General features: G+C 65.4%; 15 protein-coding genes. 8 read left to right on the forward strand and 7 right to left on the reverse strand.

All coding sequences use genetic code 11. The features are described 5' to 3' along the window. Nucleotides 1-43: 43 nt before the first annotated feature. Both ACYUME_RS23820 and putP read right to left on the reverse strand, forming a co-directional pair. Nucleotides 44-880, reverse strand: coding sequence for a 23S rRNA (adenine(2030)-N(6))-methyltransferase RlmJ (locus tag ACYUME_RS23820; protein ID WP_460417203.1), 837 nt, complete (start codon nucleotides 878-880; stop codon nucleotides 44-46). A 142-nt stretch (nucleotides 881-1,022) separates the two neighbouring features. Next, a complete protein-coding gene (gene putP / locus ACYUME_RS23825) occupies nucleotides 1,023-2,501 on the reverse strand; it encodes a sodium/proline symporter PutP (protein WP_460417205.1) in 1,479 nt (492 codons plus the stop codon). 361 nt (nucleotides 2,502-2,862) lie between these two features. Here putP and putA point away from each other — a divergent pair, with 361 nt between their 5' ends. Further along, nucleotides 2,863-6,813 (forward strand): trifunctional transcriptional regulator/proline dehydrogenase/L-glutamate gamma-semialdehyde dehydrogenase, encoded by a 3,951-nt coding sequence (putA, locus tag ACYUME_RS23830; protein WP_460417206.1) that lies wholly within the window; start codon nucleotides 2,863-2,865, stop codon nucleotides 6,811-6,813. Between the two features lie 278 nt (nucleotides 6,814-7,091). On the opposite strand, the gene ACYUME_RS23835 is transcribed toward putA, so the two are convergent. The 4 genes from ACYUME_RS23835 to ACYUME_RS23850 form a co-directional block, all read right to left on the reverse strand. Further along, nucleotides 7,092-7,355, reverse strand: coding sequence for a DUF3077 domain-containing protein (locus tag ACYUME_RS23835; RefSeq protein ID WP_050704112.1), 264 nt, complete (start codon nucleotides 7,353-7,355; stop codon nucleotides 7,092-7,094). Between the two features lie 119 nt (nucleotides 7,356-7,474). Next, a complete protein-coding gene (locus tag ACYUME_RS23840) occupies nucleotides 7,475-7,717 on the reverse strand; it encodes a hypothetical protein (protein ID WP_460417208.1) in 243 nt (80 codons plus the stop codon). A 744-nt stretch (nucleotides 7,718-8,461) separates the two neighbouring features. Beyond that, nucleotides 8,462-8,746 carry a helix-turn-helix domain-containing protein gene (locus ACYUME_RS23845; protein ID WP_279888641.1) on the reverse strand — a complete coding sequence of 95 codons (285 nt, stop codon included), beginning with the start codon at nucleotides 8,744-8,746 and terminating at the stop codon, nucleotides 8,462-8,464. 49 nt (nucleotides 8,747-8,795) lie between these two features. Further along, on the reverse strand, nucleotides 8,796-9,128 hold the full coding sequence (locus ACYUME_RS23850) for a type II toxin-antitoxin system RelE/ParE family toxin (RefSeq protein WP_279888642.1): 333 nt from the start codon (nucleotides 9,126-9,128) through the stop codon (nucleotides 8,796-8,798). A 276-nt stretch (nucleotides 9,129-9,404) separates the two neighbouring features. On the opposite strand from ACYUME_RS23850, the gene ACYUME_RS23855 reads away from it, so the two are divergent. The 7 genes from ACYUME_RS23855 to yccS all read left to right on the forward strand — a co-directional run bounded on the left by ACYUME_RS23855 (nucleotide 9,405) and on the right by yccS (nucleotide 20,682). Beyond that, nucleotides 9,405-11,201: an acyl-CoA dehydrogenase gene (locus ACYUME_RS23855; protein ID WP_460417210.1), complete on the forward strand. Its 1,797-nt coding sequence runs from the start codon at nucleotides 9,405-9,407 to the stop codon at nucleotides 11,199-11,201. Between the two features lie 30 nt (nucleotides 11,202-11,231). After that, nucleotides 11,232-12,674 (forward strand): TldD/PmbA family protein, encoded by a 1,443-nt coding sequence (locus ACYUME_RS23860; protein WP_460417212.1) that lies wholly within the window; start codon nucleotides 11,232-11,234, stop codon nucleotides 12,672-12,674. Beyond that, nucleotides 12,674-14,005, forward strand: coding sequence for a TldD/PmbA family protein (locus tag ACYUME_RS23865; protein ID WP_460417214.1), 1,332 nt, complete (start codon nucleotides 12,674-12,676; stop codon nucleotides 14,003-14,005). The genes ACYUME_RS23860 and ACYUME_RS23865 overlap by 1 nt, the downstream gene beginning before the upstream one ends. Nucleotides 14,006-14,121: 116 nt before the next feature. After that, a complete protein-coding gene (gene mdtD / locus ACYUME_RS23870; RefSeq protein ID WP_460417216.1) occupies nucleotides 14,122-15,549 on the forward strand; it encodes a multidrug transporter subunit MdtD in 1,428 nt (475 codons plus the stop codon). A gap of 111 nt (nucleotides 15,550-15,660) precedes the next feature. Continuing rightward, a complete protein-coding gene (dbpA, locus tag ACYUME_RS23875; protein ID WP_460419440.1) occupies nucleotides 15,661-16,998 on the forward strand; it encodes an ATP-dependent RNA helicase DbpA in 1,338 nt (445 codons plus the stop codon). 144 nt (nucleotides 16,999-17,142) lie between these two features. Continuing rightward, nucleotides 17,143-18,324: a BaiN/RdsA family NAD(P)/FAD-dependent oxidoreductase gene (locus tag ACYUME_RS23880; RefSeq protein ID WP_050707207.1), complete on the forward strand. Its 1,182-nt coding sequence runs from the start codon at nucleotides 17,143-17,145 to the stop codon at nucleotides 18,322-18,324. Nucleotides 18,325-18,498: 174 nt separating this feature from the next. Next, nucleotides 18,499-20,682, forward strand: a complete 2,184-nt coding sequence (gene yccS, locus ACYUME_RS23885; protein WP_460417218.1) for a YccS family putative transporter — start codon at nucleotides 18,499-18,501, stop codon at nucleotides 20,680-20,682. Nucleotides 20,683-20,813: 131 nt separating this feature from the next. On the opposite strand, the gene ACYUME_RS23890 is transcribed toward yccS, so the two are convergent. After that, nucleotides 20,814-21,551 (reverse strand): substrate-binding periplasmic protein, encoded by a 738-nt coding sequence (locus ACYUME_RS23890; RefSeq protein ID WP_279884366.1) that lies wholly within the window; start codon nucleotides 21,549-21,551, stop codon nucleotides 20,814-20,816. Nucleotides 21,552-21,650: the final 99 nt, after the last annotated feature.

A 21,650-nucleotide genomic window follows, 5' to 3' on the forward strand; every position in this document is an offset into this window, starting at 1 on the left:
TCGCGGGGCAAGCCCGCTCCCACGAGGGTCAAATGCCGTTAGGCTATTCGGCGATCAGCCAGTCCATGCGGAAGCTGCCGGCGGTCTGAGCCAGCTCCTTGGCCAGCCAAGGCAGCAGAGTCTTGAGCTCATCCTCCAGGCCCCATGGTGGGTTAGCGATGGCCAGGCCCGAGCCGTTCAGACCCTGCGGGCTGTCCTGGTGGTGCACGTAGAGCTCGACCCGCAGCAGCTTCGGCGCGCCGGTGCTGGTCAGGTCCTGGTAGAAGCGGGTCAGCGAGCGCTGATCCTTGATCGGATACCAGATCGCCGCGACAGTCTGGCGCATGCGACCGATCGCCTCTTTCATGGCCACGGTGCAGCGCTTGAGCTCGTCGGCCTGCTCGAACGGCGGGTCGATCAGCATGATCGCGCGCTTTTCCTGCACCGGCAGCAGAGCCCGGGCGATATGCCAACCCTCACCCAGATGCACGGTGACTCGCGGATCCTTCTTCATGTTCTCCTTGAGCAGCGCCCCATCTTCAGGGTGCTTCTCGTTGAGCAGGGCACGGTCCTGCTGGCGCATCAGCCGGCGCGCCAACTCCGGCGAGCCCGGGTAGTAGCGCAGCTCGCCATCCTGGTTCAGGCGCTTGATGATGCGCAGGTAGTCGACGGTCGCCTCCGGCAGGTCGTCGCGGTTCCACAGGCGGGCCACGCCCTCGAGGTATTCGCCGGTACGGCTCGCCTGGTCGCCTTGCAGGTCGTAGAGACCCAGGCCGGCGTGAGTATCGATGTAGGCGAACGGCTGCTCCTTGCGCGACATCAGGGCGATGAGGCGGGTGAGCACGATATGCTTGAGGACGTCGGCGTGGTTGCCGGCGTGGAAGGCGTGACGATAGTTCATGAGGACTCCTGCGGGGGCGCCAAGTTTACCTTGCCTTGCAGTCGACACAAAGCATCGCGGGGCAAGCCCGCTCCCACAAATGCCCGAGGGCGCGTGGGAGCGGGCTTGCCCCGCGATAGGGACAACGCCGGTTCAACAGGCGTTATTTGTCAGCGTGATACGCCGCATCAGCGGTTTCAAAACGCGAAACCATGCTGTTCGTCGGGCTGCCCAGCTTGCTCACCACGAAGATGGCGATGCTGGCGAACAGGAAGCCCGGGATGATCTCGTACAGGCCCAGGCCCACGTAGTTCTTCCACAGGATCACGGTCAGCGCGCCGACCACGATACCGGCCAGGGCGCCGTTGCGGGTCATGCCCTTCCACAGCACCGAGATCAGCACCACCGGACCGAAGGCGGCACCGAAACCGGCCCAGGCGTAGGCCACCAGGCCCAGCACGCGGTTTTCCGGATTGGATGCCATGGCAATGGCGATCAGCGCGACGGCCAGGACCATCAGGCGACCGACCCAGACCAATTCCTTCTGCGAAGCATTCTTGCGCAGGAAGGCCTTGTAGAAGTCCTCGGTCAGGGCGCTGGAGCACACCAGCAGCTGGCAGCTCAGGGTGCTCATCACCGCCGCCAGGATGGCCGACAGCAGGATACCGGCGATCCATGGGTTGAACAGGATCTTGGCCAGTTCGATGAACACGCGCTCATGGTTCTCGGTGACCGGGCCTGCCAGGTCAGGGTGCGCCGAGAAGTAGGCGATGCCGAAGAAGCCCACGGCGCAGGTACCGGCCAGGCACAGGATCATCCAGGTCATGGAGATGCGGCGGGCGTTGGCGATCGACTTGACCGAGTCGGCGGCCATGAAGCGCGCCAGGATGTGCGGCTGGCCGAAGTAGCCCAGGCCCCAGCCCATCAGCGAAATGATGCCGATGAAGGTAGCGCCCTTGAACATGTCGAAGTGCGCCGGGTTCACCGCGTCGATGGCGGCGAAGGTCTGGTCGAAGCCGCCAGTGGAGATCAGCACGATCACCGGGGTGAGGATCAGCGCGAAGATCATCAGCGAAGCCTGCACGGTATCGGTCCAGCTTACCGCCAGGAAACCACCGATGAAGGTGTAGGCGATGGTCGCGGCGGCACCGGCCCACAGGGCGGTTTCGTACGGCATGCCGAAGGTGCTTTCGAACAGGCGGGCGCCGGCGACGATGCCGGAAGCGCAGTAGATGGTGAAGAACACCAGGATGACGATCGCCGAGATGATCCGCAGCAGGCCGGTCTGGTCTTCGAAGCGGCTGGAGAAGTAGTCCGGCAGGGTCAGAGCGTCACCGTTGTGCTCGGTCTGCACCCGCAGACGGCCGGCGACGAACAGCCAGTTCAGGTAGGCGCCGACGGTCAGGCCGATGGCGATCCAGGCCTCGGAAAGGCCCGCGAAGTAGATGGCGCCCGGCAGGCCCATCAACAGCCAGCCGCTCATGTCCGATGCGCCGGCGGAAAGCGCGGTAACCACGCTGCCGAGACTACGGCCGCCGAGAATATAGTCGGAAAGGTTCTTGGTGGAGCGATAGGCGGCGAAGCCGATCAGCACCATTGCCGCAATGTAGACCACGAAGGTGATCGTTAGTGGGTTGCCCATGAGTTGTGCCCTGGCGTTTGTTTTTATCTCTTGCGACCACCGTGCGTGACGACGGTTGCACCCAGGCGGCGAATCCTATGCAACAACATGAAGTAGGTGCAACCATTTTTCATTTGCAAGTTGCACCCTGCTGTGGATTTTCGGATAAAGCTCACTTTTTGCTCCTTTTCGGAGCAAACACAGCCTTTTACATAAGAAAACGCACCAAGAACGTCCATTTCGGCTGTACGGATATCTCCTTCAGACGAGTTGCACCTTTACCATCGCATTTTCGGGTTGCACCCGGTTGCACCCAAATTGTCCTACAGCTAATCTTGCCTCCAGCTTAGGCCACATTCGTGGCCAATAACGAGGATAAGAAATGGCGACGACCACCCTTGGGGTCAAACTCGACGACCCGACCCGTGAGCGACTCAAAGCAGCTGCGCAGTCCATCGACCGCACGCCGCACTGGTTGATCAAGCAAGCGATCTTCAACTATCTCGAGAAGCTCGAGGGTGGCGCCACCCTGAACGACCTCACCGGCCATGCCGCCGCTGGCGACGACGCCGGCGAAGTCGCCGCCGACCACGCCCACCAGTGCTTCCTGGAGTTCGCCGAAAGCATCCTGCCGCAGTCGGTACTGCGCTCGGCGATCACCGCCGCCTACCGCCGCCCCGAGCAGGAAGTGGTGCCGATGCTGCTGGAGCAGGCGCGCCTGCCGGCCGCCCAGGCCGAAGCCACCAACAAGCTGGCCGCAAGCCTGGCCGACAAGCTGCGCAACCAGAAGAGCGCCGGTGGCCGCGCCGGTATCGTCCAGGGCCTGCTGCAGGAATTCTCGCTGTCCTCGCAAGAAGGCGTCGCGCTGATGTGCCTGGCCGAGGCCCTGCTGCGCATCCCCGACAAGGGCACCCGTGACGCGCTGATCCGCGACAAGATCAGCACCGGCAACTGGCAGCCGCACCTGGGCAACAGCCCGTCGCTGTTCGTCAACGCCGCCACCTGGGGCCTGCTGCTGACCGGCAAGCTGGTCAGCACCCATAACGAATCCGGCCTGACCTCCTCGCTCACCCGCATCATCGGCAAGAGCGGCGAGCCGATGATCCGCAAGGGCGTCGACATGGCCATGCGCCTGATGGGCGAGCAGTTCGTCACCGGCGAGACCATCGCCGAAGCCCTGGCCAACGCCAGCAAGTTCGAAGCCAAGGGTTTCCGTTATAGCTACGACATGCTCGGCGAAGCCGCGCTGACCGAGCACGACGCGCAGAAATACCTGGCCTCCTACGAGCAGGCGATCCACTCGATCGGCAAGGCCTCGCACGGCCGTGGCATCTATGAAGGCCCGGGCATCTCGATCAAGCTCTCGGCCCTGCACCCGCGCTACAGCCGCGCCCAGTACGAGCGCGTGATGAGCGAGCTGTACCCGCGCCTGCTGTCGCTGACCCTGCTGGCCAAGCAGTACGACATCGGCCTGAACATCGACGCCGAGGAAGCCGACCGCCTGGAGCTGTCGCTGGACCTGCTCGAGCGCCTGTGCTTCGAGCCGTCGCTGGCAGGCTGGAACGGTATCGGCTTCGTCATCCAGGCCTACCAGAAGCGCTGCCCGTACGTGATCGACTACGTCATCGACCTGGCCAAGCGCAGCCGCCACCGCCTGATGATCCGCCTGGTGAAGGGCGCGTACTGGGACAGCGAAATCAAGCGCGCCCAGGTCGAGGGCCTGGAAGGCTATCCGGTCTACACCCGCAAGGTGTACACCGACGTGTCCTATGTCGCCTGCGCGCGCAAGCTGCTGGCCGTGCCAGAAGCCATCTACCCGCAGTTCGCCACCCACAACGCCCACACCCTGTCGGCCATCTACACCATCGCCGGGCAGAACTACTACCCGGGCCAGTACGAGTTCCAGTGCCTGCACGGCATGGGCGAACCGCTGTACGAGCAAGTCGTGGGCAAGATTTCCGAGGGCAAGCTGAACCGTCCGTGCCGCGTGTACGCACCGGTCGGCACCCACGAGACCCTGCTGGCCTACCTGGTCCGCCGCCTGCTGGAAAACGGCGCCAACACCTCGTTCGTCAACCGCATCGCCGACCACTCGATCTCCATCCAGGAACTGGTCGCCGACCCGGTCGCCAGCATCGAGCGCATGGGCACCCAGGAAGGCAGCATCGGCCTGCCGCACCCGCGCATCCCGATGCCGCGCGAACTGTACGGCAGCGAGCGGGCCAACTCGGCCGGTATCGACATGGCCAACGAACACCGCCTGGCGTCGCTGTCCTGCGCCCTGCTGGCCACCGCCCACAACGACTGGAAAGCCACCCCGCTGCTGGCCTGCGCCGCCAGCGAGCAGCCGGCCGTGCCGGTGCTCAACCCTGCCGACCACCGCGATGTCGTGGGTCATGTGCAGGAGGCCACCGTCGCTGATGTCGACAACGCCATCCAGTGCGCGCTGAACGCCGCACCGATCTGGCAGGCCACTCCGCCAGCCGAGCGCGCCGCGATCCTCGAGCGCGCCGCCGACCTGATGGAAGCCGACATCCAGCCGCTGATGGGCCTGCTGGTACGCGAAGCCGGCAAGACCTTCGCCAACGCCATCGCAGAAGTGCGCGAGGCCGTGGACTTCCTGCGCTACTACGCGGTGCAGGCACGCAACGACCTGCGCAACGACAGCTGCCGCCCGCTGGGTCCGGTAGTCTGCATCAGCCCGTGGAACTTCCCGCTGGCGATCTTCTCCGGCCAGGTGGCCGCGGCCCTCGCCGCCGGCAACCCGGTACTGGCCAAGCCGGCCGAACAGACCCCGCTGGTCGCAGCCCAAGCCGTGCGCCTGCTGCTGGAAGCCGGCATCCCCGAAGGCGTGCTGCAACTGCTGCCGGGCCAGGGCGAAACCGTCGGTGCCGGCCTGGTCGGTGACGAGCGCGTCAAGGGCGTGATGTTCACCGGCTCCACCGAGGTCGCTCGCCTGCTGCAACGCAACATCGCCGGCCGTCTGGACAACCAGGGCCGCCCGATCCCGCTGATCGCCGAAACCGGCGGCCAGAACGCCATGATCGTCGACTCCTCGGCGCTGACCGAGCAGGTGGTGATCGATGTGGTCTCCTCGGCCTTCGACAGTGCCGGCCAGCGTTGCTCGGCCCTGCGCGTGCTGTGCCTGCAGGAAGACTCCGCCGACCGCGTGATCGAAATGCTCAAGGGCGCCATGGCCGAAAGCCGCCTGGGCAACCCGGAGCGTCTGTCCGTGGACATCGGCCCGGTGATCGACGCCGAAGCCAAGGCCGGCATCGAGAAGCACATCCAGGGCATGCGCGACAAAGGCCGCACCGTCTACCAGGTAGCCATCGCCGAGGGCGAAGAGATCAAGCGCGGCACCTTCGTGATGCCGACCCTGATCGAACTGGAAAGCTTCGACGAGCTCAAGCGCGAAATCTTCGGCCCGGTGCTGCACGTGGTGCGCTACAACCGCAAGGACCTGGACCAGCTGATCGAGCAGATCAACGCCTCCGGCTACGGCCTGACCCTGGGCGTGCACACCCGCATCGACGAGACCATCGCCAAGGTGGTGGACAACGTCAACGCCGGCAACATGTACGTCAACCGCAACATCGTCGGTGCCGTGGTCGGCGTGCAGCCGTTCGGCGGTGAAGGCCTGTCGGGCACCGGCCCGAAAGCCGGCGGCCCGCTGTACCTGTACCGCCTGCTGTCGACCCGCCCGGCCGACGCCATCGCCCGCCACTTCCAGGCCGACGATGCACGCAGCCAGGCCGACACCACCCTGCGCGACCAGCAGCTCAAGCCGCTGACCACCCTCACGACCTGGGCGGCCAGCAGCCAGATGAGCGACCTGACCGCGCTGTGCGAGCAGTTTGCCGAGCAGTCGCAGAGCGGCATCACCCGCGTGCTGCCAGGCCCGACCGGCGAGCGCAACACCTACAGCGTGCTGCCACGCGAACACGTGCTGTGCCTGGCCGACAACGAGGCCGACCTGCTGGCCCAGCTGGCGGCGGTACTGGCCGTGGGTAGCTCGGCGGTGTTCCAGGACGGCGAGCCGGCCAAGACCGTGCGCGGCCGTCTGCCGAAGGAGCTGCAAGCGAAGATCAAGCTGGTGGCCGACTGGAGCAAGGACGAGGTGGCGTTCGACGCAGTCATCCACCACGGTCACTCCGACCAGCTGCGCGGCGTCTGCGAGCAGGTGGCCAAGCGTGCCGGCGCGATCGTCGGCGTGCACGGGCTGTCGAGCGGCGATCACCAGATCGCCCTGGAGCGCCTGGTGATCGAGCGGGCGGTGAGTGTTAACACCGCGGCGGCAGGTGGTAACGCCAGCCTGATGACCATCGGCTGACGCTGACGGTCGTTGAACGGAAAAGGAGAGCTCAGGCTCTCCTTTTTTGTGGGAGCAACTGTCTTGCCGAGATTTCTCAACCTGGCACGGTCCTTGTAGGAGCGGCCTTGCGTCGCGAAAGGGCTGCGCAGCAGCCCCGGGATTTCAGCGTTGTTGCAAAGATCGCCGGGGCTGCTTTGCAGCCCATCGCGACACAAGGCCGCTCCTACAGGTTTTTCATCAACTTCAAGCCCCCGTAGGGCTTGCCCGCGAAGAGGCCGGCACGGGTAGCACAGCCCTCAATGCTTCATGCCGAGCTCGGCATCATCCATCAGCGCCTTGGCCAGGGCGCTCAGGTAATACGACGCCCAGAGCAGCTGGGGCTTCTCCTCCATGATCCCGGTGATGGTCAGGTCGCGTACGCAGCCCATCAGCTCCGAGGCCTGGTCGCGGGCATGCTGGCAGGGGATGCCGGGTTCGATGCAGAACAGCGGGTCGGTCATGCCTTCGCCTTGGTAGAACTTGGTCTTGCCGACGGTGGTGGGGGTATTGTCTGTGGTCATGCTTTTTCTCCCTGAAATGGTCGGTGCCTGTGCGGGCGCTATCGCGGGGCAAGCCCGCTCCCACGCAGCCGAGGCCTACTGAGTTCTGGCGTGGGAGCGGGCTTGCCCCGCGATTGGGCTTAATGCAACGTCGGCGCTTGCGCCGACATCTGCACCTGGATCAACGCCGCTTCGAGCAACACACGCAGCGACTCCATTTCATGCATCGACGCCATCATCGATACGGCAGCCGGTGACCTGGGTTTGAGCTGCACGGCATGATGGGCCACGGTCAAGGCGCACAGGGCGTACTCGGTGGCCTGGATGAGGGTGTCTTCGAGGGAGTGAGGGTTGTGGGGTGGATCGGGGACGATCTTTAGCATGGTATGGCTCTCTCAAAATGGGCCACCACCATCTGCTGTCAAACAAAAGGGTGGCAGCTGTACGTGGGTTGACAGACCGGTGAGAGAACCTAACCCGGCGCACACAAGGTGCCCCACGCACAACCGCCATAACGCGGAAGCCATGCGCAAGGTTCTCAGCGGCCTGTCAAAGCCGATCGCTGCATTCGCAACGACCGCCCGAGACTAGTGACCAACCCAGAGCACCGCAATGGCTTGTAAGGGGGCAGAAGTATGTTTGGGGAATGGACTACATGGAATAGGGGAAGTCTCGGGATTTGCGTAGGAAACGCGGTAGAGGTAACCCTTGGGGTCAGCGTTTTCAAGTCCAAAGCTACGATCGCATGAGGGCGTCCAAGCGCTGGGCGAAAGCCTTGCAGCGCCTGTGAGATCGAGCGCCGCCCGCGCGGCGCATCGCGACGCAAGGCCGCTCCTACATCTGTTTCGGGCCAATGAGTCCTGTGACAGTACCGCTGCCCGCCTTGGCGCATGCCTTGAGTCATGTGGGGCGGCAGCAACGCCCACGCTGAAATTGTGTCGAGCCAACAAGGCGGACCAGGTAATGGCACAGGATTGACTGGCCCGAAACAGATGTAGGAGCGGCCTTGCGTCGCGATGCGCCGCGCGGGCGGCGCTCGATCTCATAGGCGCTGAAGAACTTTCGGCGAACACCTGGCAGCCCTCACCTAATCAGGAAAAGCCCGCGCAACTAAAGCGAAGCAACCATCACGCAGATTTCTTTTTCACCGTGAATTCAACTTCCAGATCAGCATTCGCCAGGATATTCACCAATGCATCCAGCGAGAACTTGTCTATCTTGCCATTGAGCAAGTCACTCAAGCGTGGCTGAGTCAGATGCAGTCGCCGTGCTGCGTCTTTCTGCGGCAGATCCCAGGACCGGACAATCCTGGTCAACACCCTCATCAGCTTCGCCCGAAGCCGCAGGTTCTCGGCCTCTTCGGGTGAGTCGAACAGCGCATCCCATACCGAAGTGGAGCGTTCGTTTGTCATCGCAAATCCCTCTGTGCATCCATCTCGTTCAAACACTGTCGACTCCAGCTCAGCAGGCGCCCAACAATTTGTATCGCGCTCTCGCCAGATCGATATCGCGCTTTTCCGTCTTCTCGGTCGTCTTGCGAAACGCGTGCAGGACATAAACCGCTTCTGGTCGACTCACGACATAGAACACCCGAAACGCCCCGTCCCGACACTTGATGCGGATTTCCCGCGTCCCAGGCCCAACGCTTTCCATTGGTTTCCAATCGAAGGGGGCCTCACCGTCCTGGATCAGCTCCAGCTGATACCCGGCCCGCTGCCTTGCCACAATCGGAAAGTCCCGCAGGTCCTGCTTGCTGCTACCCAACCATTCGATTGGCTTTTGCCCATCATGCATCCTGCACGCTCCCGCCAATGCACTCGCCTGGCTTGTCCATACCGGAGGCGTAAGCTCTCCATGAGCGGCAAAGATAAAACTATATCGATATCGATATAAGCGCAATTGCGTGACAAGGCTTTGCGACGGGTAACACCCACGTCCACAGCGCCCGGCGCAGCCCAAGGAGGCCTGGGCGATGGCAACTTCTGCCCCCATATCACCCAAACCAATTAACCTGTCCCCTGCCCCATCACCTTGCCTAGACTCGCTGCATCCCGAACCAGGAATGCCGCCATGTCCGAGCAACTCCTCAGCAGCCGCAACCTCGCCTTCGAACTCTACGAAGTCCTCGACGCCGAGGCCCTGACCCAGCGCCCGCGCTTCGCCGAGCACAGCCGCGAGACCTTCGACGCGGCGCTGACCACTGCCCGCACCATTGCCGAAAAGTACTTCGCCCCGCACAACCGCAAGGGCGACGAAAACGAGCCGCGCTACGTGGACGGCCGCGCCGAGCTGATCCCGGAAGTGAAGCCTGCGGTCGACGCCTTCCTCGAAGCGGGCTTCCTCAACGCCAACCGCGACTTCGACGTCGGCGGCATGCAGCTACCCAGCCTGGTGTCGCAAGCCTGCTTCGCCCACTTCCAGGCGGCCAACGCCGGTACCACGGCCTACCCGTTCCTAACCATGGGCGCGGCCAACCTGATCGAGAGCTTCGGCAGCGACGAACAGCAACGTCTATTCCTGCAACCGATGATCGAGGGCCGCTACTTCGGCACCATGGCCCTGACCGAACCCCATGCCGGCTCGTCCCTGGCCGACATCCGCACCCGCGCCGAACCCGCAGGCGATGGCACCTACCGGCTCAAGGGCAACAAGATCTTCATCTCCGGCGGCGACCACGAGCTTTCGGAGAACATCGTGCACATGGTCCTGGCCAAGCTGCCGGACGCGCCGCCCGGGGTGAAGGGCATCTCGCTGTTCATCGTGCCCAAGTACCTGGTCAACGCCGACGGCAGCCTGGGGCCGCGCAACGATGTACTGCTGGCCGGACTGTTCCACAAGATGGGCTGGCGCGGCACCACCTCCACCGCGCTGAACTTCGGTGACAACGGCCAGTGCGTCGGCTACCTGGTGGGCCAGCCGCACCAGGGTCTGGCCTGCATGTTCCAGATGATGAACGAGGCGCGCATCGGCGTCGGCATGGGCGCGGTGATGCTGGGCTACGCCGGTTACCTCTATTCCCTGGACTACGCCCGCCAACGTCCACAGGGCCGATTGCCGGACAACAAGGACCCGCACAGCCCCGCCGTACCGATCATCGAGCACAGCGATGTGAAGCGCATGTTGCTGGCACAGAAGGCCTACGTGGAGGGGGCTTTCGACCTGGGCCTGTACGCGGCCCGGCTGTTCGATGACACCCACACCGCCGCGGATGCGGAGGCTCGCCGGCAAGCCCTGGAACTGCTCGACCTGCTCACCCCCATCGTCAAGTCCTGGCCCTCGGCGTTCTGCCTGAAAGCCAACGAACTGGCGATCCAGATCCTTGGCGGCCACGGCTACACCCGTGAGTACCCGGTCGAGCAGTACTACCGCGACAACCGCCTCAACCCGATCCACGAAGGCACCGAGGGCATCCAGTCCCTCGACCTGCTCGGGCGCAAGCTGGCGCAGAACAACGGCGCCGGGCTCAAGCAACTGATCCGCCTGATCGCCGGCACCTGCGAGCGCGCCAGCCATCACCCGAACCTCGATCCATTGCGCCAGCCCCTGGAGCAGCTGGTCAACCGCCTGCAGAGCGTGACCCTCGCCCTGCTCGGCGGCCTGGCCGCCGGCAAGGTCGCCGGCGCGCTGGCCAACTCGGCGCTGTACCTCAAGGTGTTCGGCCACTGTGTGATCGGCTGGCGCTGGCTGGAGCAGGCCATTCATGCCGAGGTCGGCCTGCTCAAGGGCAGCGACCGCGACTTCTACCAGGGCAAACTCCAGGCCGCGCGTTATTTCCTCACCTGGGAAGTGCCGGGCTGCCATAATGACCTCGCTTTGCTCGAGGCCCGCGACGACACCTGCCTCGCGATGCAAGAGGGGTGGTTCTAGGGGGAACCACCGCACACACGGAGGTTTCCGATGTTCGACTCCAGCACCCTGCTGCGCCAGCGTTTTGCCGCGCTGCGCAGCACGGCCGAACTGTTCTCGCTTCGCCATGTGAAGCAATCGCACCAGTCACTGTCGGTTCGGCGCAACGTCGCCGAGCCGCCCTTCTTCAGCCAGGACGAAGGCGCCATGCTCACCGTGCGGGTCGATGGCGTGGAGGCCTACGCGGCCACGGCCGACCTGTCCCAGGCCGGGCTGCAACGCGCCCTGGAACAGGCCGAAGCGCTGGCCCGGCGGATCAAGGCCAGCAGCCTGCTCGACCTGAGCGGCCAGCCAGCCCCGGACGGGCGCCACGACCATGTCTCGCCCAACTTCGAACAGCCCCTGCCCAACCTCGCCGACTGCCTCGACCTGCTGGCCGCCGAATCGGCCAGCGTGCCCAAGGACGAGCGCCTGGTGGACTGGCAGGCCAGCCTGGGCATCAGCGTGGTCGAGCAGACCTACCTGAACTCCGCCGGCGCCGAGCTGCGCCATGCCCAACGCTTCGTCTACCCGGGCCTGGGCGTCACCGCCAGCGACGGACAGGACAGCCAGAGCCGTAGCCTGGGCCGGGAGAACTTCGGCCAGCAGGGCGGTTTCGAGGTGATCGAGCGCTGTGGCCTGGTCGGCGCGGCCCGCCGGGTGGCCGACGAGGCGCTGCAACTGCTGCTGGCACCGAATACTCCAAGCGGCCGGCGCGACCTGCTGCTGATGCCCGACCAGATGATGCTGCAGATCCACGAGTCCATCGGCCACCCGCTGGAGCTGGACCGCATCCTCGGCGACGAACGCAACTACGCCGGCACCAGCTTCGTCAAAGCCAGCGACTTCGGCCATCTGCAGTACGGCTCGAAGCTGCTCAACGTGACCTTCGACCCGACCCTCCGCGAGGAACTGGCCAGCTACAGCTTCGATGACGACGGCACCCCGGCCAGCAAGCAGTTCCTGATCCGCGACGGCCTGCTGGTGCGCCCCCTCGGCGGCGCGCTGTCGCAGCTGCGCTCGGGCCTGGACGGCGTCGCCAACAGCCGCGCCTGCGGCTGGAACCGGGCGCCGATCGACCGCATGGCCAACCTCAACATCGAGCCGGGCGACCAATCGTTCGAAAAACTGGTCAGCGGCATCGAGCACGGCATCCTGATGCGCACCAACCGCTCCTGGTCCATCGACGATGCGCGCAACAAGTTCCAGTTCGGTTGCGAGTGGGGGCAGTTGATCGAAAACGGCGAACTCAAGGGCGTGGTGAAGAACCCGAACTACCGGGGCATATCCGCCGACTTCTGGCGCAACCTCTCGGCCGTGGGCGACAGCAGCACCTTCCAGGTGCTCGGCACGCCCAACTGCGGCAAGGGCGAGCCCAACCAGGTGGTGCGTGTCGGCCATGCCTCGCCGGCCTGCGTGTTCCGCCAGATCGACGTATTCGGGGGAGACGCCTGATGAGCACCCTGTACCAGCAACGTTTCGAAAACCTGCTCGACAGCCTGAACGCCGCCGTGCAGCCGGGCGAGCAGTTCACCCTCGGCTACAACGCCGAGCATTCGCAGTTCGTGCGCTTCAACCATGCCAAGGTGCGCCAGGCCGGGCTGGTCAGCCAGGCCAGCGTGCACCTGCGACTGGTGCGCGAAGGGCGCCAGGCCGAGCAGCAGATCACCCTGGGCGACGATCCCGAGCTCGACCAGCGGCGTCTGCACGACGCCCTGGCGCAGTTGCGCCAGACCTTGCCATTGCTGGCGGTGGATCCCTACCTGAACCTCGACGACAGCGCCTGGCACAGCCATAGCCTGCTGGAGCAGCCCTTGCCCGAGCTGGACGAGGTGCTGGCCCTGGTCGAGCGCGAAGCCGGTGACCTGGACCTGGTCGGCATCTATGCCGCCGGCCCCATCTGCCGAGGCTTCGCCAGTTCCTTCGGGGCCTTCGGCTGGCACCAGGCCAACAGTTTCAACTTCGACTGGAGCCTGTTCCACGCCAATGGCCAGGCGGTCAAGGCCAACTATGCCGGGCAGGCCTGGAGCGGCGAGACCTTCGCCGCGCGCCTGCGCCAGGCCCGCGAACAGCTGGCGTACCTGGGACGCCCGGCCATCACCCTCAAGCCCGGCAGCTACCGAGCCTACCTGGCGCCGGCGGCGATGGACGAGATCGCCGGGATGCTGTGCTGGGGCGGTTTCTCCGCCCAGGCCCTGGCCACGGGCAACAGCCCGCTGCAGCGCCTGTACAACGGCGACGCGCAACTGAGCCCACAGGTGAGCTTCAGCGAGCAGGTCAGCGGCTCGCTGAGCCCGGCGTTCTCCGACGAGGGCTCGCCCCGTCGCGACCTGCTGCTGATCGGTGAAGGTAGGGCGCTGGAGCGGCTGGTAAGCGCCCGCAGCGCCGCCGAATTCGCCCAGGAATCCAATGGCGCCGACAGCCATGAGTCGCCGTGCGCGCTAAGCCTGGCGCCGGGTAACCTGCCCGGCGAAGAGGTTCTTGAGCGCCTGGGCACCGGCCTGTACATCAGCAACCTGTGGTACCTGAACTATTCGGACCTGCCCGCGGCGCGCATGACCGGGCTGACCCGCTTCGCCACGTTCTGGGTGGAAAATGGGCAAATTCAGGGGCCGGTAAGCACCATGCGCTTCGACGACAGCCTGTACAACCTGCTGGGCAGCCAGCTCGAAGACCTGACCCAGGAGCGCGAGATGATCCTCTCGACCAGCACCTACGGGCAGCGCAGCACCGGGTCGAGTCATCTGCCGGGGGCGTTGGTCAAAGGCCTGACCCTCACCTTGTAACATGCGTGGGAGCGGGCTTGCCCCGCGATAGCGGCATCGCGGGGCAAGCCCGCTCCCACGCACTGGCTCCCGCAAGCCACTCCCACAATGGGCCCCACACTCGCCTGAGGTTTCTCATGCCCGACCGTGCCCCGCTGGACCCCGTCACCGCCCGCTGGATCCCCTGGGTGGTGGCCATCGCCTTCTTCATGCAGTCGCTCGACGGCACCATCCTCAACACCGCGCTGCCGGCCATGGCCCGCTCCCTGGCCGAGGACCCACTGCGCATGCAGGGGGTGATCATCGCCTACATGCTCACCGTGGCCCTGCTGATCCCGGCCTCGGGCTGGATCGCCGATCGTTTCGGCACCAAGCGCATCTTCTTCAGCGCCATCCTGCTGTTCAGCTTCGGCTCGCTGTTGTGCGCCATGGCCAACAGCCTCGGTTTCCTGATCCTCGCCCGGGTCATCCAGGGCCTGGGCGGCGCGCTGATGCTGCCGGTCGGGCGCCTGGTGGTGCTGCGCGCCTACCCGCGCTCGGAGCTGGTGCGGATCATGAGCTTCATCACCATCCCCGGCCTGCTCGGCCCGCTGCTGGGTCCGACCCTGGGCGGCTGGCTGGTGGAGATCCTCAGCTGGCACTGGATCTTCCTGATCAACCTGCCGGTGGGGGCACTGGGCTGCTACGCCGTGTGGAAGTTCATCCCCGACCTGCGCGGCGCCGAACGCACCAGCTTCGATGGCCCGGGCTTCCTGCTGTTCGGCGCGGCGATGGTGCTGATCACCATCGCCATGGAGGGCCTGGGCGAACTGCACCTGCCGCACCTGCGGGTGATGCTGTTGCTGTTCGCCGGCATGGCCTGCCTGGCCGCCTACTGGCTGCGCGCCGGGCGTGACCCGGAGCCGCTGTTCTCGCCCTCGCTGTTCCGCGTACGGACCTTTGCCATCGGCATCCTCGGCAACCTGTTCGCCCGCCTGGGCAGCGGCGCCCTGCCCTTCCTGGTGCCGTTGCTGCTCCAGGTGGCGCTGGGCTATTCGCCGGCCCAGGCAGGCATGAGCATGATCCCGCTGGCGGCGGCGGCGATGCTCGCCAAGTCCGTCGCCCGGCCACTGATCGAACGCCTGGGCTACCGCATCGTGCTGACCGGCAACACCCTGCTGCTGGGCCTGCTGCTGGCCAGCCTGGGGCTGGTCGACGAGCAGACGCCCTATGCCGTGCTGCTGGTGCAACTGGCGCTGCTGGGGGCGGTCAACTCGATGCAGTTCACCGCGATGAACACGGTGACCCTGATCGACCTCGACGACGCCAGCGCCAGCAGCGGCAACAGCCTGCTGTCGGTGGTCGCGCAACTGTCGCTGAGCCTGGGCGTGGCCTGCGCCGGCGCCTTGCTCGGCGGCTTCACCGCGGCCGGCAGCGGCGATGGTGTGCAGAGCACCCTGGGCGCCTTCCAGCTGACCTTCGTCACCATCGGCGTGATGGCCATGCTGGCGGCGGCGATCTTCCTGCAACTGGCGCCGACAGACGGAAGGCGCGCTCGTCGTCCGGAAGAGCACGTCGAGTCGTAGGGCGAATGGCCATGAGGCTGGTAGACTGTGCGACATTTTTCGCTCCAGCCGCAGGCCCGCCTCGTGACCGTTGAAACCACCGCTTTTGCCACCCTACCGCTGTCCGCCGCCATGCTGGCCAACCTGGACGCCCTGGGCTACGCCTCGATGACACCAATCCAGGCCCAGAGCCTGCCGGTCATTCTCAAGGGCCAGGACCTGATCGCCCAGGCCAAGACCGGTAGCGGCAAGACCGCCGCCTTCGGCATCGGCCTGCTCAACCCGATCAACCCGCGCTACTTCGGCTGCCAGGCCCTGGTGCTGTGCCCGACCCGCGAACTGGCCGACCAGGTGGCCAAGGAGCTGCGCCGCCTGGCCCGCGCCGAGGACAACATCAAGATCCTCACCCTGTGCGGCGGCGTCTCGCTCGGCCCGCAGATCGCCTCGCTGGAACACGGCGCGCACATCATCGTCGGCACCCCGGGGCGCATCCAGCAACACCTGGACAAAGGCACCCTGGTGCTCGACGGTCTCAACACCCTGGTCCTGGACGAAGCCGACCGCATGCTCGACATGGGCTTCTTCGACGCCATCGCCAGCATCATCGGCAAGACCCCGTCGCGCCGCCAGACCCTGCTGTTCTCCGCCACCTACCCGGCCGGCATCGAGCAACTGGCCAAGGACTTCATGCGCCAGCCGCAGCAGGTCAAGGTCGAGGCGCTGCACAGCGACAGCCAGATCGAACAGCGCTTCATCGAGATCGACCCGCAGCAGCGCCTGGAAGCGGTGACCCGCGTGCTCGGCCACTACCGTCCGCAGTCCTGCGTGGCGTTCTGCTTCACCAAGCAGCAGTGCGAGGACCTGGTCACCCACCTGACCGCCAAGGGCATCGTCGCCCAGGCCCTGCACGGTGACCTGGAGCAGCGCGATCGCGACCAGGTGCTGACCATGTTCGCCAACCGCAGCAGCTCTGTGCTGGTGGCCACCGATGTGGCCGCCCGCGGCCTGGACATCGACGGCCTGGACCTGGTGATCAACGTCGAGCTGGCCCGTGACGCCGAGATCCATGTACACCGTGTCGGCCGTACCGGCCGTGCCGGCGAGAAAGGCGTGGCGATCAGCCTGGTGGCCCCGGCCGAAGGTCACCGCGCCCAGGCCATCGAGGACCTGCAGAACAAGCCGCTGCGCTGGGAACAGCTGGACAACCTCAAGAGCAAGGGCGGCGAGCCGCTGCTGCCGCCGATGACCACCCTGTGCATCGGCGCCGGGCGCAAGGACAAGCTGCGCCCGGGTGACATCCTCGGCGCGCTGACCGGCGATGCCGGGCTGCCGGGCAAGCAGGTGGGCAAGATCGCCATCTTCGATTTCGTGGCGTTCGTGGCCGTGGAGCGGGCAGTGGCCAAGCAGGCCATGCAGCGGCTGAACAGCGGCAAGATCAAGGGGCGTGCCCTGAAAGTCCGAATTATCTAGGTCCTGGACAGTTCCCGTGGGAGCGGGCTTGCCCCGCGATAGCGTCAGGCCAGGCAATGATGTTGCCCCTGCTGGCGCCATCGCGGGGCAAGCCCGCTCCCACGCTGCCCTGACACTCAACTCCAATTGCAAAGGTTCACCCACGTGCACTCCACCGACGTGATCATCCTCGGCGCCGGCGCCGCCGGCCTGATGTGCGCCCAGCTCAGCGCCCGCCGTGGGCGCCGGGTACTGCTGCTCGACCACGCCAACAAACCGGGCAAGAAGATCCTCATGTCCGGCGGCGGGCGCTGCAACTTCACCAACATGTACACCGAGCCGGCCAACTTCCTCTCGCACAACCCGCACTTCTGCAAGTCGGCGCTGGCCCGCTACACCCAGTGGGACTTCATCGAGCTGGTGTGCAAGCACGGCGTGCCGTACCACGAGAAGAAGCTCGGCCAGCTGTTCTGCGACAACAAGTCCAGCGACATCCTCGACATGCTCCTGGCCGAATGCGACGAGGCCGGCGCCGAGCTGCGCATGAACACCAGCATCGAGCGCATCGACAAGACCGAAGGCGGCTACACCCTGCAGACCAGCGCCGGCCCGTTCGCCTGCCAGTCGCTGGTGATCGCCACCGGCGGCCTTTCGATCCCGACCCTGGGCGCCACCGGCTTTGGCTACCAGGTCGCCCGCCAGTTCGGCCATGAGCTGCTGCCGACCCGCGCCGGGCTGGTGCCGTTCACCATCACCGAGCCCCAGCTCAAGGCACTGTGCACCGAGTTGTCGGGCACCTCGCTGGACTGCGTCGCCAGCTGCAATGGCACAAGTTTCCGCGAGAACCTGCTGTTCACCCACCGCGGCCTGAGCGGCCCGGCGATCCTGCAGATCTCGTCGTTCTGGGAAGCCGGCGACACGGTGGAGATCAACCTGCTGCCTGATCGCGACGCGCTGGAGTGGCTGCAGGGCCAGCAAGTCGAACGCCCCAACAGCGAACTGAAGACCGTGCTGGGCGAGGTGTTCACCCGCAAGCTGGCCAACCTGCTGGCCGAGCAGTGGTTCGTTTCGAAACCGCTGAAGCAGTACACCCCGGCGGAATTGACCCAGATCGCCGAAAAACTGGCGGCCTGGCAGGTGATCCCGGCCGGTACCGAGGGCTATCGCACCGCTGAGGTGACCCTGGGTGGCGTCGATACCCGCGAGGTGTCGTCCAAGACCATGGAATCGCTGAAGAGCCCCGGGCTGTACTTCATCGGCGAGGTGCTGGACGTGAGCGGGCACCTGGGCGGTTTCAACTTCCAGTGGGCCTGGGCTTCGGCCAACGCGGCGGCACAGTTCGTGTAGAGTAGAATCCATTCAGCAGCACGGAACGCTTCTTGCTGGTCCATCGCTGCGAAGGGTGAAAAACCATCGCGGGGCAAGCCCGCTCCCACGAAGGCCAATTCGGCTCGTGGGAGCGGGCTTGCCCCGCGATGAGGCCCCAGAGATTCTTTTTCGAATACTGCCCAGCAGGCCATCATGTCATCGAGCTCGTTCCGCCATTCATTGCGTCGCCTGTGGGGCCAAGACAAGTTCAGCTATGCCATCCGCGTGACCATCGCCCTCACCGGCAGCATGGCCTGGTGCTGGTACCAGAACGAGATGAGCCTGCTCATCCCGTTGTTCCTCGGCATCATCGCCAGCGCCCTGGCCGAGACCGACGATGGCTGGCAGGGTCGCTTGAGCGCCCTGGCCGTCACCCTGGTGTGTTTCGCCATCGCCGCGCTGTCGGTGGAGCTGCTGTTCCCCTACCCCTGGATCTTCGTCATCGCCCTGGCCCTGGCGGCGTTCTCGCTGACCATGCTCGGCGCGCTGGGCGAACGCTATGGCGCGATCGCCTCGGCCACGCTGATCCTCTCGGTCTACACCATGATCGGCGTGGACCAGCGCGGCGGCGAGGTCAGCGACTTCTGGCACGAACCCTTGCTGCTGGTGGCGGGCGCCGCCTGGTACGGCCTGCTGTCGGTGCTGTGGCAGGCGCTGTTCTCCAACCAACCGGTGCAGCAGAGCCTGGCCAGGCTGTTCTTCGAGCTGGGCAGCTACCTCAAGCTCAAGGCCAGCCTGTTCGAGCCGGTGCGCACCCTCGATGTCGAGGCCACACGCCTGGAACTGGCCAAGCAGAATGGCAAGGTGGTGGCCGCGCTCAACGCCGCCAAGGAAATCATCCTGCACCGGGTCGGCAACAGCCAGCCCAACTCCAAGGTCAGCCGCTACCTGAAACTGTACTTCCTGGCCCAGGACATCCACGAGCGGGTCAGCGCCTCGCACTACCCCTACAACGCACTGACCGACGCCTTCTTTCACAGCGACGTGATGTTCCGCTGCCAGCGCCTGCTGCGCAAACAGGGATCCTCCTGCCAGGAGCTGGCGCGCTCGATTCGCCTGCGCCAGCCGTTCGTGCTGGCCAGCGGCTACCCCGAGGCCCTGGAAGACCTCAACGCCTCGCTGGAGCACCTGCGCGGCCAGAACAACCCCGCCTGGCGCGGCCTGCTGCGCTCGTTGCGCGCGCTGGCGGCCAACCTGGCCACGCTGGACCGGCTGCTGAGCGCCGCCAGCAACCCCGACAGCCTGGCGGACACCAGCGACAGCAGCCTGCTCGATCGCTCGCCGCACAACATCAAGGATGTGTGGAAACGCCTGCGCACCCAGCTCACGCCCACCTCGCTGCTGTTCCGCCACGCCCTGCGCCTGCCGCTGGCGCTGGTGGTGGGCTATGGCATGGTGCACCTGATCCACCCGAAGCAAGGCTACTGGATCATCCTCACCACCTTGTTCGTCTGCCAACCCAGCTACGGTGCCACCCGGCGCAAGCTGGTGCAGCGGATCATCGGCACCGCCATCGGCCTGACCGTGGGCTGGGCGCTGTTCGACCTGTTCCCCAATCCATTGATCCAGTCGACCTTCGCGGTGATCGCCGGCGTGGTGTTCTTCGTCAACCGCACCACTCGCTACACCCTGGCCACGGCGGCGATCACCCTGATGGTGCTGTTCTGCTTCAACCAGATCGGCGATGGCTACGGCCTGTTCCTGCCGCGCCTGTTCGACACCCTGGTCGGCAGTCTGATCGCCATCCTCGCGGTGTTCCTGTTCCTGCCCGACTGGCAGGGACGGCGGCTGAACAGGGTACTGGCCAACACCCTGGCCTGCGCCAGCGAGTACCTGCGCCAGATCATGCAGCAGTACGCCCATGGCAAGCGCGACGACCTGGCCTACCGCCTGGCCCGGCGCAATGCGCACAACGCCGACGCGGCACTGTCCGCCACCTTGGCCAACATGCTGATGGAGCCCGGACACTTCCGCAAGGAGGCCGATGTCGGCTTCCGCTTCCTGGTGCTGTCGCACACCTTGCTCAGCTACCTGTCCGGGTTGGGCGCGCACCGCGACACGGCATTGCCGAGCGAGGTCCACGAGCAGTTGATCGACGGCGCCGGCAAGACCCTGGCCACGAGCCTGGACGAAATCGCCAACGGCCTGGCCGCCCGCTTGCCGGTGGCGATCCACAGCGATGCCGAGGAAGCACTGGCCAATGCCCTGGAACAAATGCCCGAAGAACTGGACGAGCACCAGCGGCTGGTGCAGACGCAACTGGCGCTGATCTGCCGTCAGCTGGGGCCGTTGCGCACCTTGGCCGGGCATCTGATCAAGGAAGCCGAGCCGGCGTGAGCTTCAACGCCTTCGCGGATAAACCCGTTCCCACGGGCCTGGCACCGATCCCTGTGGGAGCAACTGTCTTGCTCAAATTTTCAAACTGACGCGTCACCCTGGGAGCGGGTTTACCCGCGAAGGCGCCAGCGTCAAAACCCATGCTGACGCAACAGACGGTCGTAGCTGCCATCGGCCTTCATCGTGGCGATGGCCTTCTCGAAACGGGCCACGATCTTGCGGTGTTCCGGGTGCTTGAGACTGACCAGTATGTGCAGGCTGTTCTCGCTCAGTGGCGGATCGACGAAGGCCACCCCCTCACGCACCTCCTGTGGCTCACGCTGCAGGTTGTAGCGCGCCACGTACTCGTCCTCCACCGCCAGGTTCACCCGCCCGGCCGCCAGCATGCGTACCGCCGAGGAGAAATTGCGCACCAGCACCTTGTTCAGCCGCTCGTCGCTGTCGAACGCCGGCGAGTAGGCGTAATCGCGCACCACGGCGATGGTGTAGGGGTAAAGGTCGGACTGGCGCTGGTAGGAGAATGGCTCGCCTTGGCGCTTGAGCAGGCGAATGCGATTGACCAGGTAAGCCGAGGAGAACAGCCCGATCCGTTTGCGCTCATCGTTGTACCAGGCGTTGATCAATACATCGTAGCGCCCCTCGCCCACCCCCATCAGGGCCCTGGCCCAAGGCACCTCTTCGAATTCGACGGTGTAGCCGGCGCGGGTCAGCGCGGTGGTGACGATACTGGTGGCCAGGCCGCCGCCCGGCATGCCGGTATCGGTGAACGGCGGCCAGCTGTCGGCCACCAGCCGCAACTTGCCGTGGGCCAGGGCCGGTCCCGCGCACAGCAGTCCCAGCAATCCAAGAACGCAAAGCAGTGGCCGCATGCTCAAATCCTTTCGCAGTTGGGGTCCCACGCTGATGACTGGCGATCTCTACTAGCAACAGACTCCGCAGATTACACAAGCTGCCTGCCGGCGACAGCG

It is taken from the genome of Pseudomonas sp. microsymbiont 2, from assembly GCF_054788395.1.

Coding starts and splice junctions, on each gene's coding strand:
- ACYUME_RS23820 (WP_460417203.1), bottom strand. CDS start 880: ATGAACTATCGTCACGCCTTCCACGCCGGCAACCACGCCGACGTCCTC.
- putP (WP_460417205.1), bottom strand. CDS start 2,501: ATGGGCAACCCACTAACGATCACCTTCGTGGTCTACATTGCGGCAATG.
- putA (WP_460417206.1), top strand. CDS start 2,863: ATGGCGACGACCACCCTTGGGGTCAAACTCGACGACCCGACCCGTGAG.
- ACYUME_RS23835 (WP_050704112.1), bottom strand. CDS start 7,355: ATGACCACAGACAATACCCCCACCACCGTCGGCAAGACCAAGTTCTAC.
- ACYUME_RS23840 (WP_460417208.1), bottom strand. CDS start 7,717: ATGCTAAAGATCGTCCCCGATCCACCCCACAACCCTCACTCCCTCGAA.
- ACYUME_RS23845 (WP_279888641.1), bottom strand. CDS start 8,746: ATGACAAACGAACGCTCCACTTCGGTATGGGATGCGCTGTTCGACTCA.
- ACYUME_RS23850 (WP_279888642.1), bottom strand. CDS start 9,128: ATGCATGATGGGCAAAAGCCAATCGAATGGTTGGGTAGCAGCAAGCAG.
- ACYUME_RS23855 (WP_460417210.1), top strand. CDS start 9,405: ATGTCCGAGCAACTCCTCAGCAGCCGCAACCTCGCCTTCGAACTCTAC.
- ACYUME_RS23860 (WP_460417212.1), top strand. CDS start 11,232: ATGTTCGACTCCAGCACCCTGCTGCGCCAGCGTTTTGCCGCGCTGCGC.
- ACYUME_RS23865 (WP_460417214.1), top strand. CDS start 12,674: ATGAGCACCCTGTACCAGCAACGTTTCGAAAACCTGCTCGACAGCCTG.
- mdtD (WP_460417216.1), top strand. CDS start 14,122: ATGCCCGACCGTGCCCCGCTGGACCCCGTCACCGCCCGCTGGATCCCC.
- dbpA (WP_460419440.1), top strand. CDS start 15,661: ATGCTGGCCAACCTGGACGCCCTGGGCTACGCCTCGATGACACCAATC.
- yccS (WP_460417218.1), top strand. CDS start 18,499: ATGTCATCGAGCTCGTTCCGCCATTCATTGCGTCGCCTGTGGGGCCAA.
- ACYUME_RS23890 (WP_279884366.1), bottom strand. CDS start 21,551: ATGCGGCCACTGCTTTGCGTTCTTGGATTGCTGGGACTGCTGTGCGCG.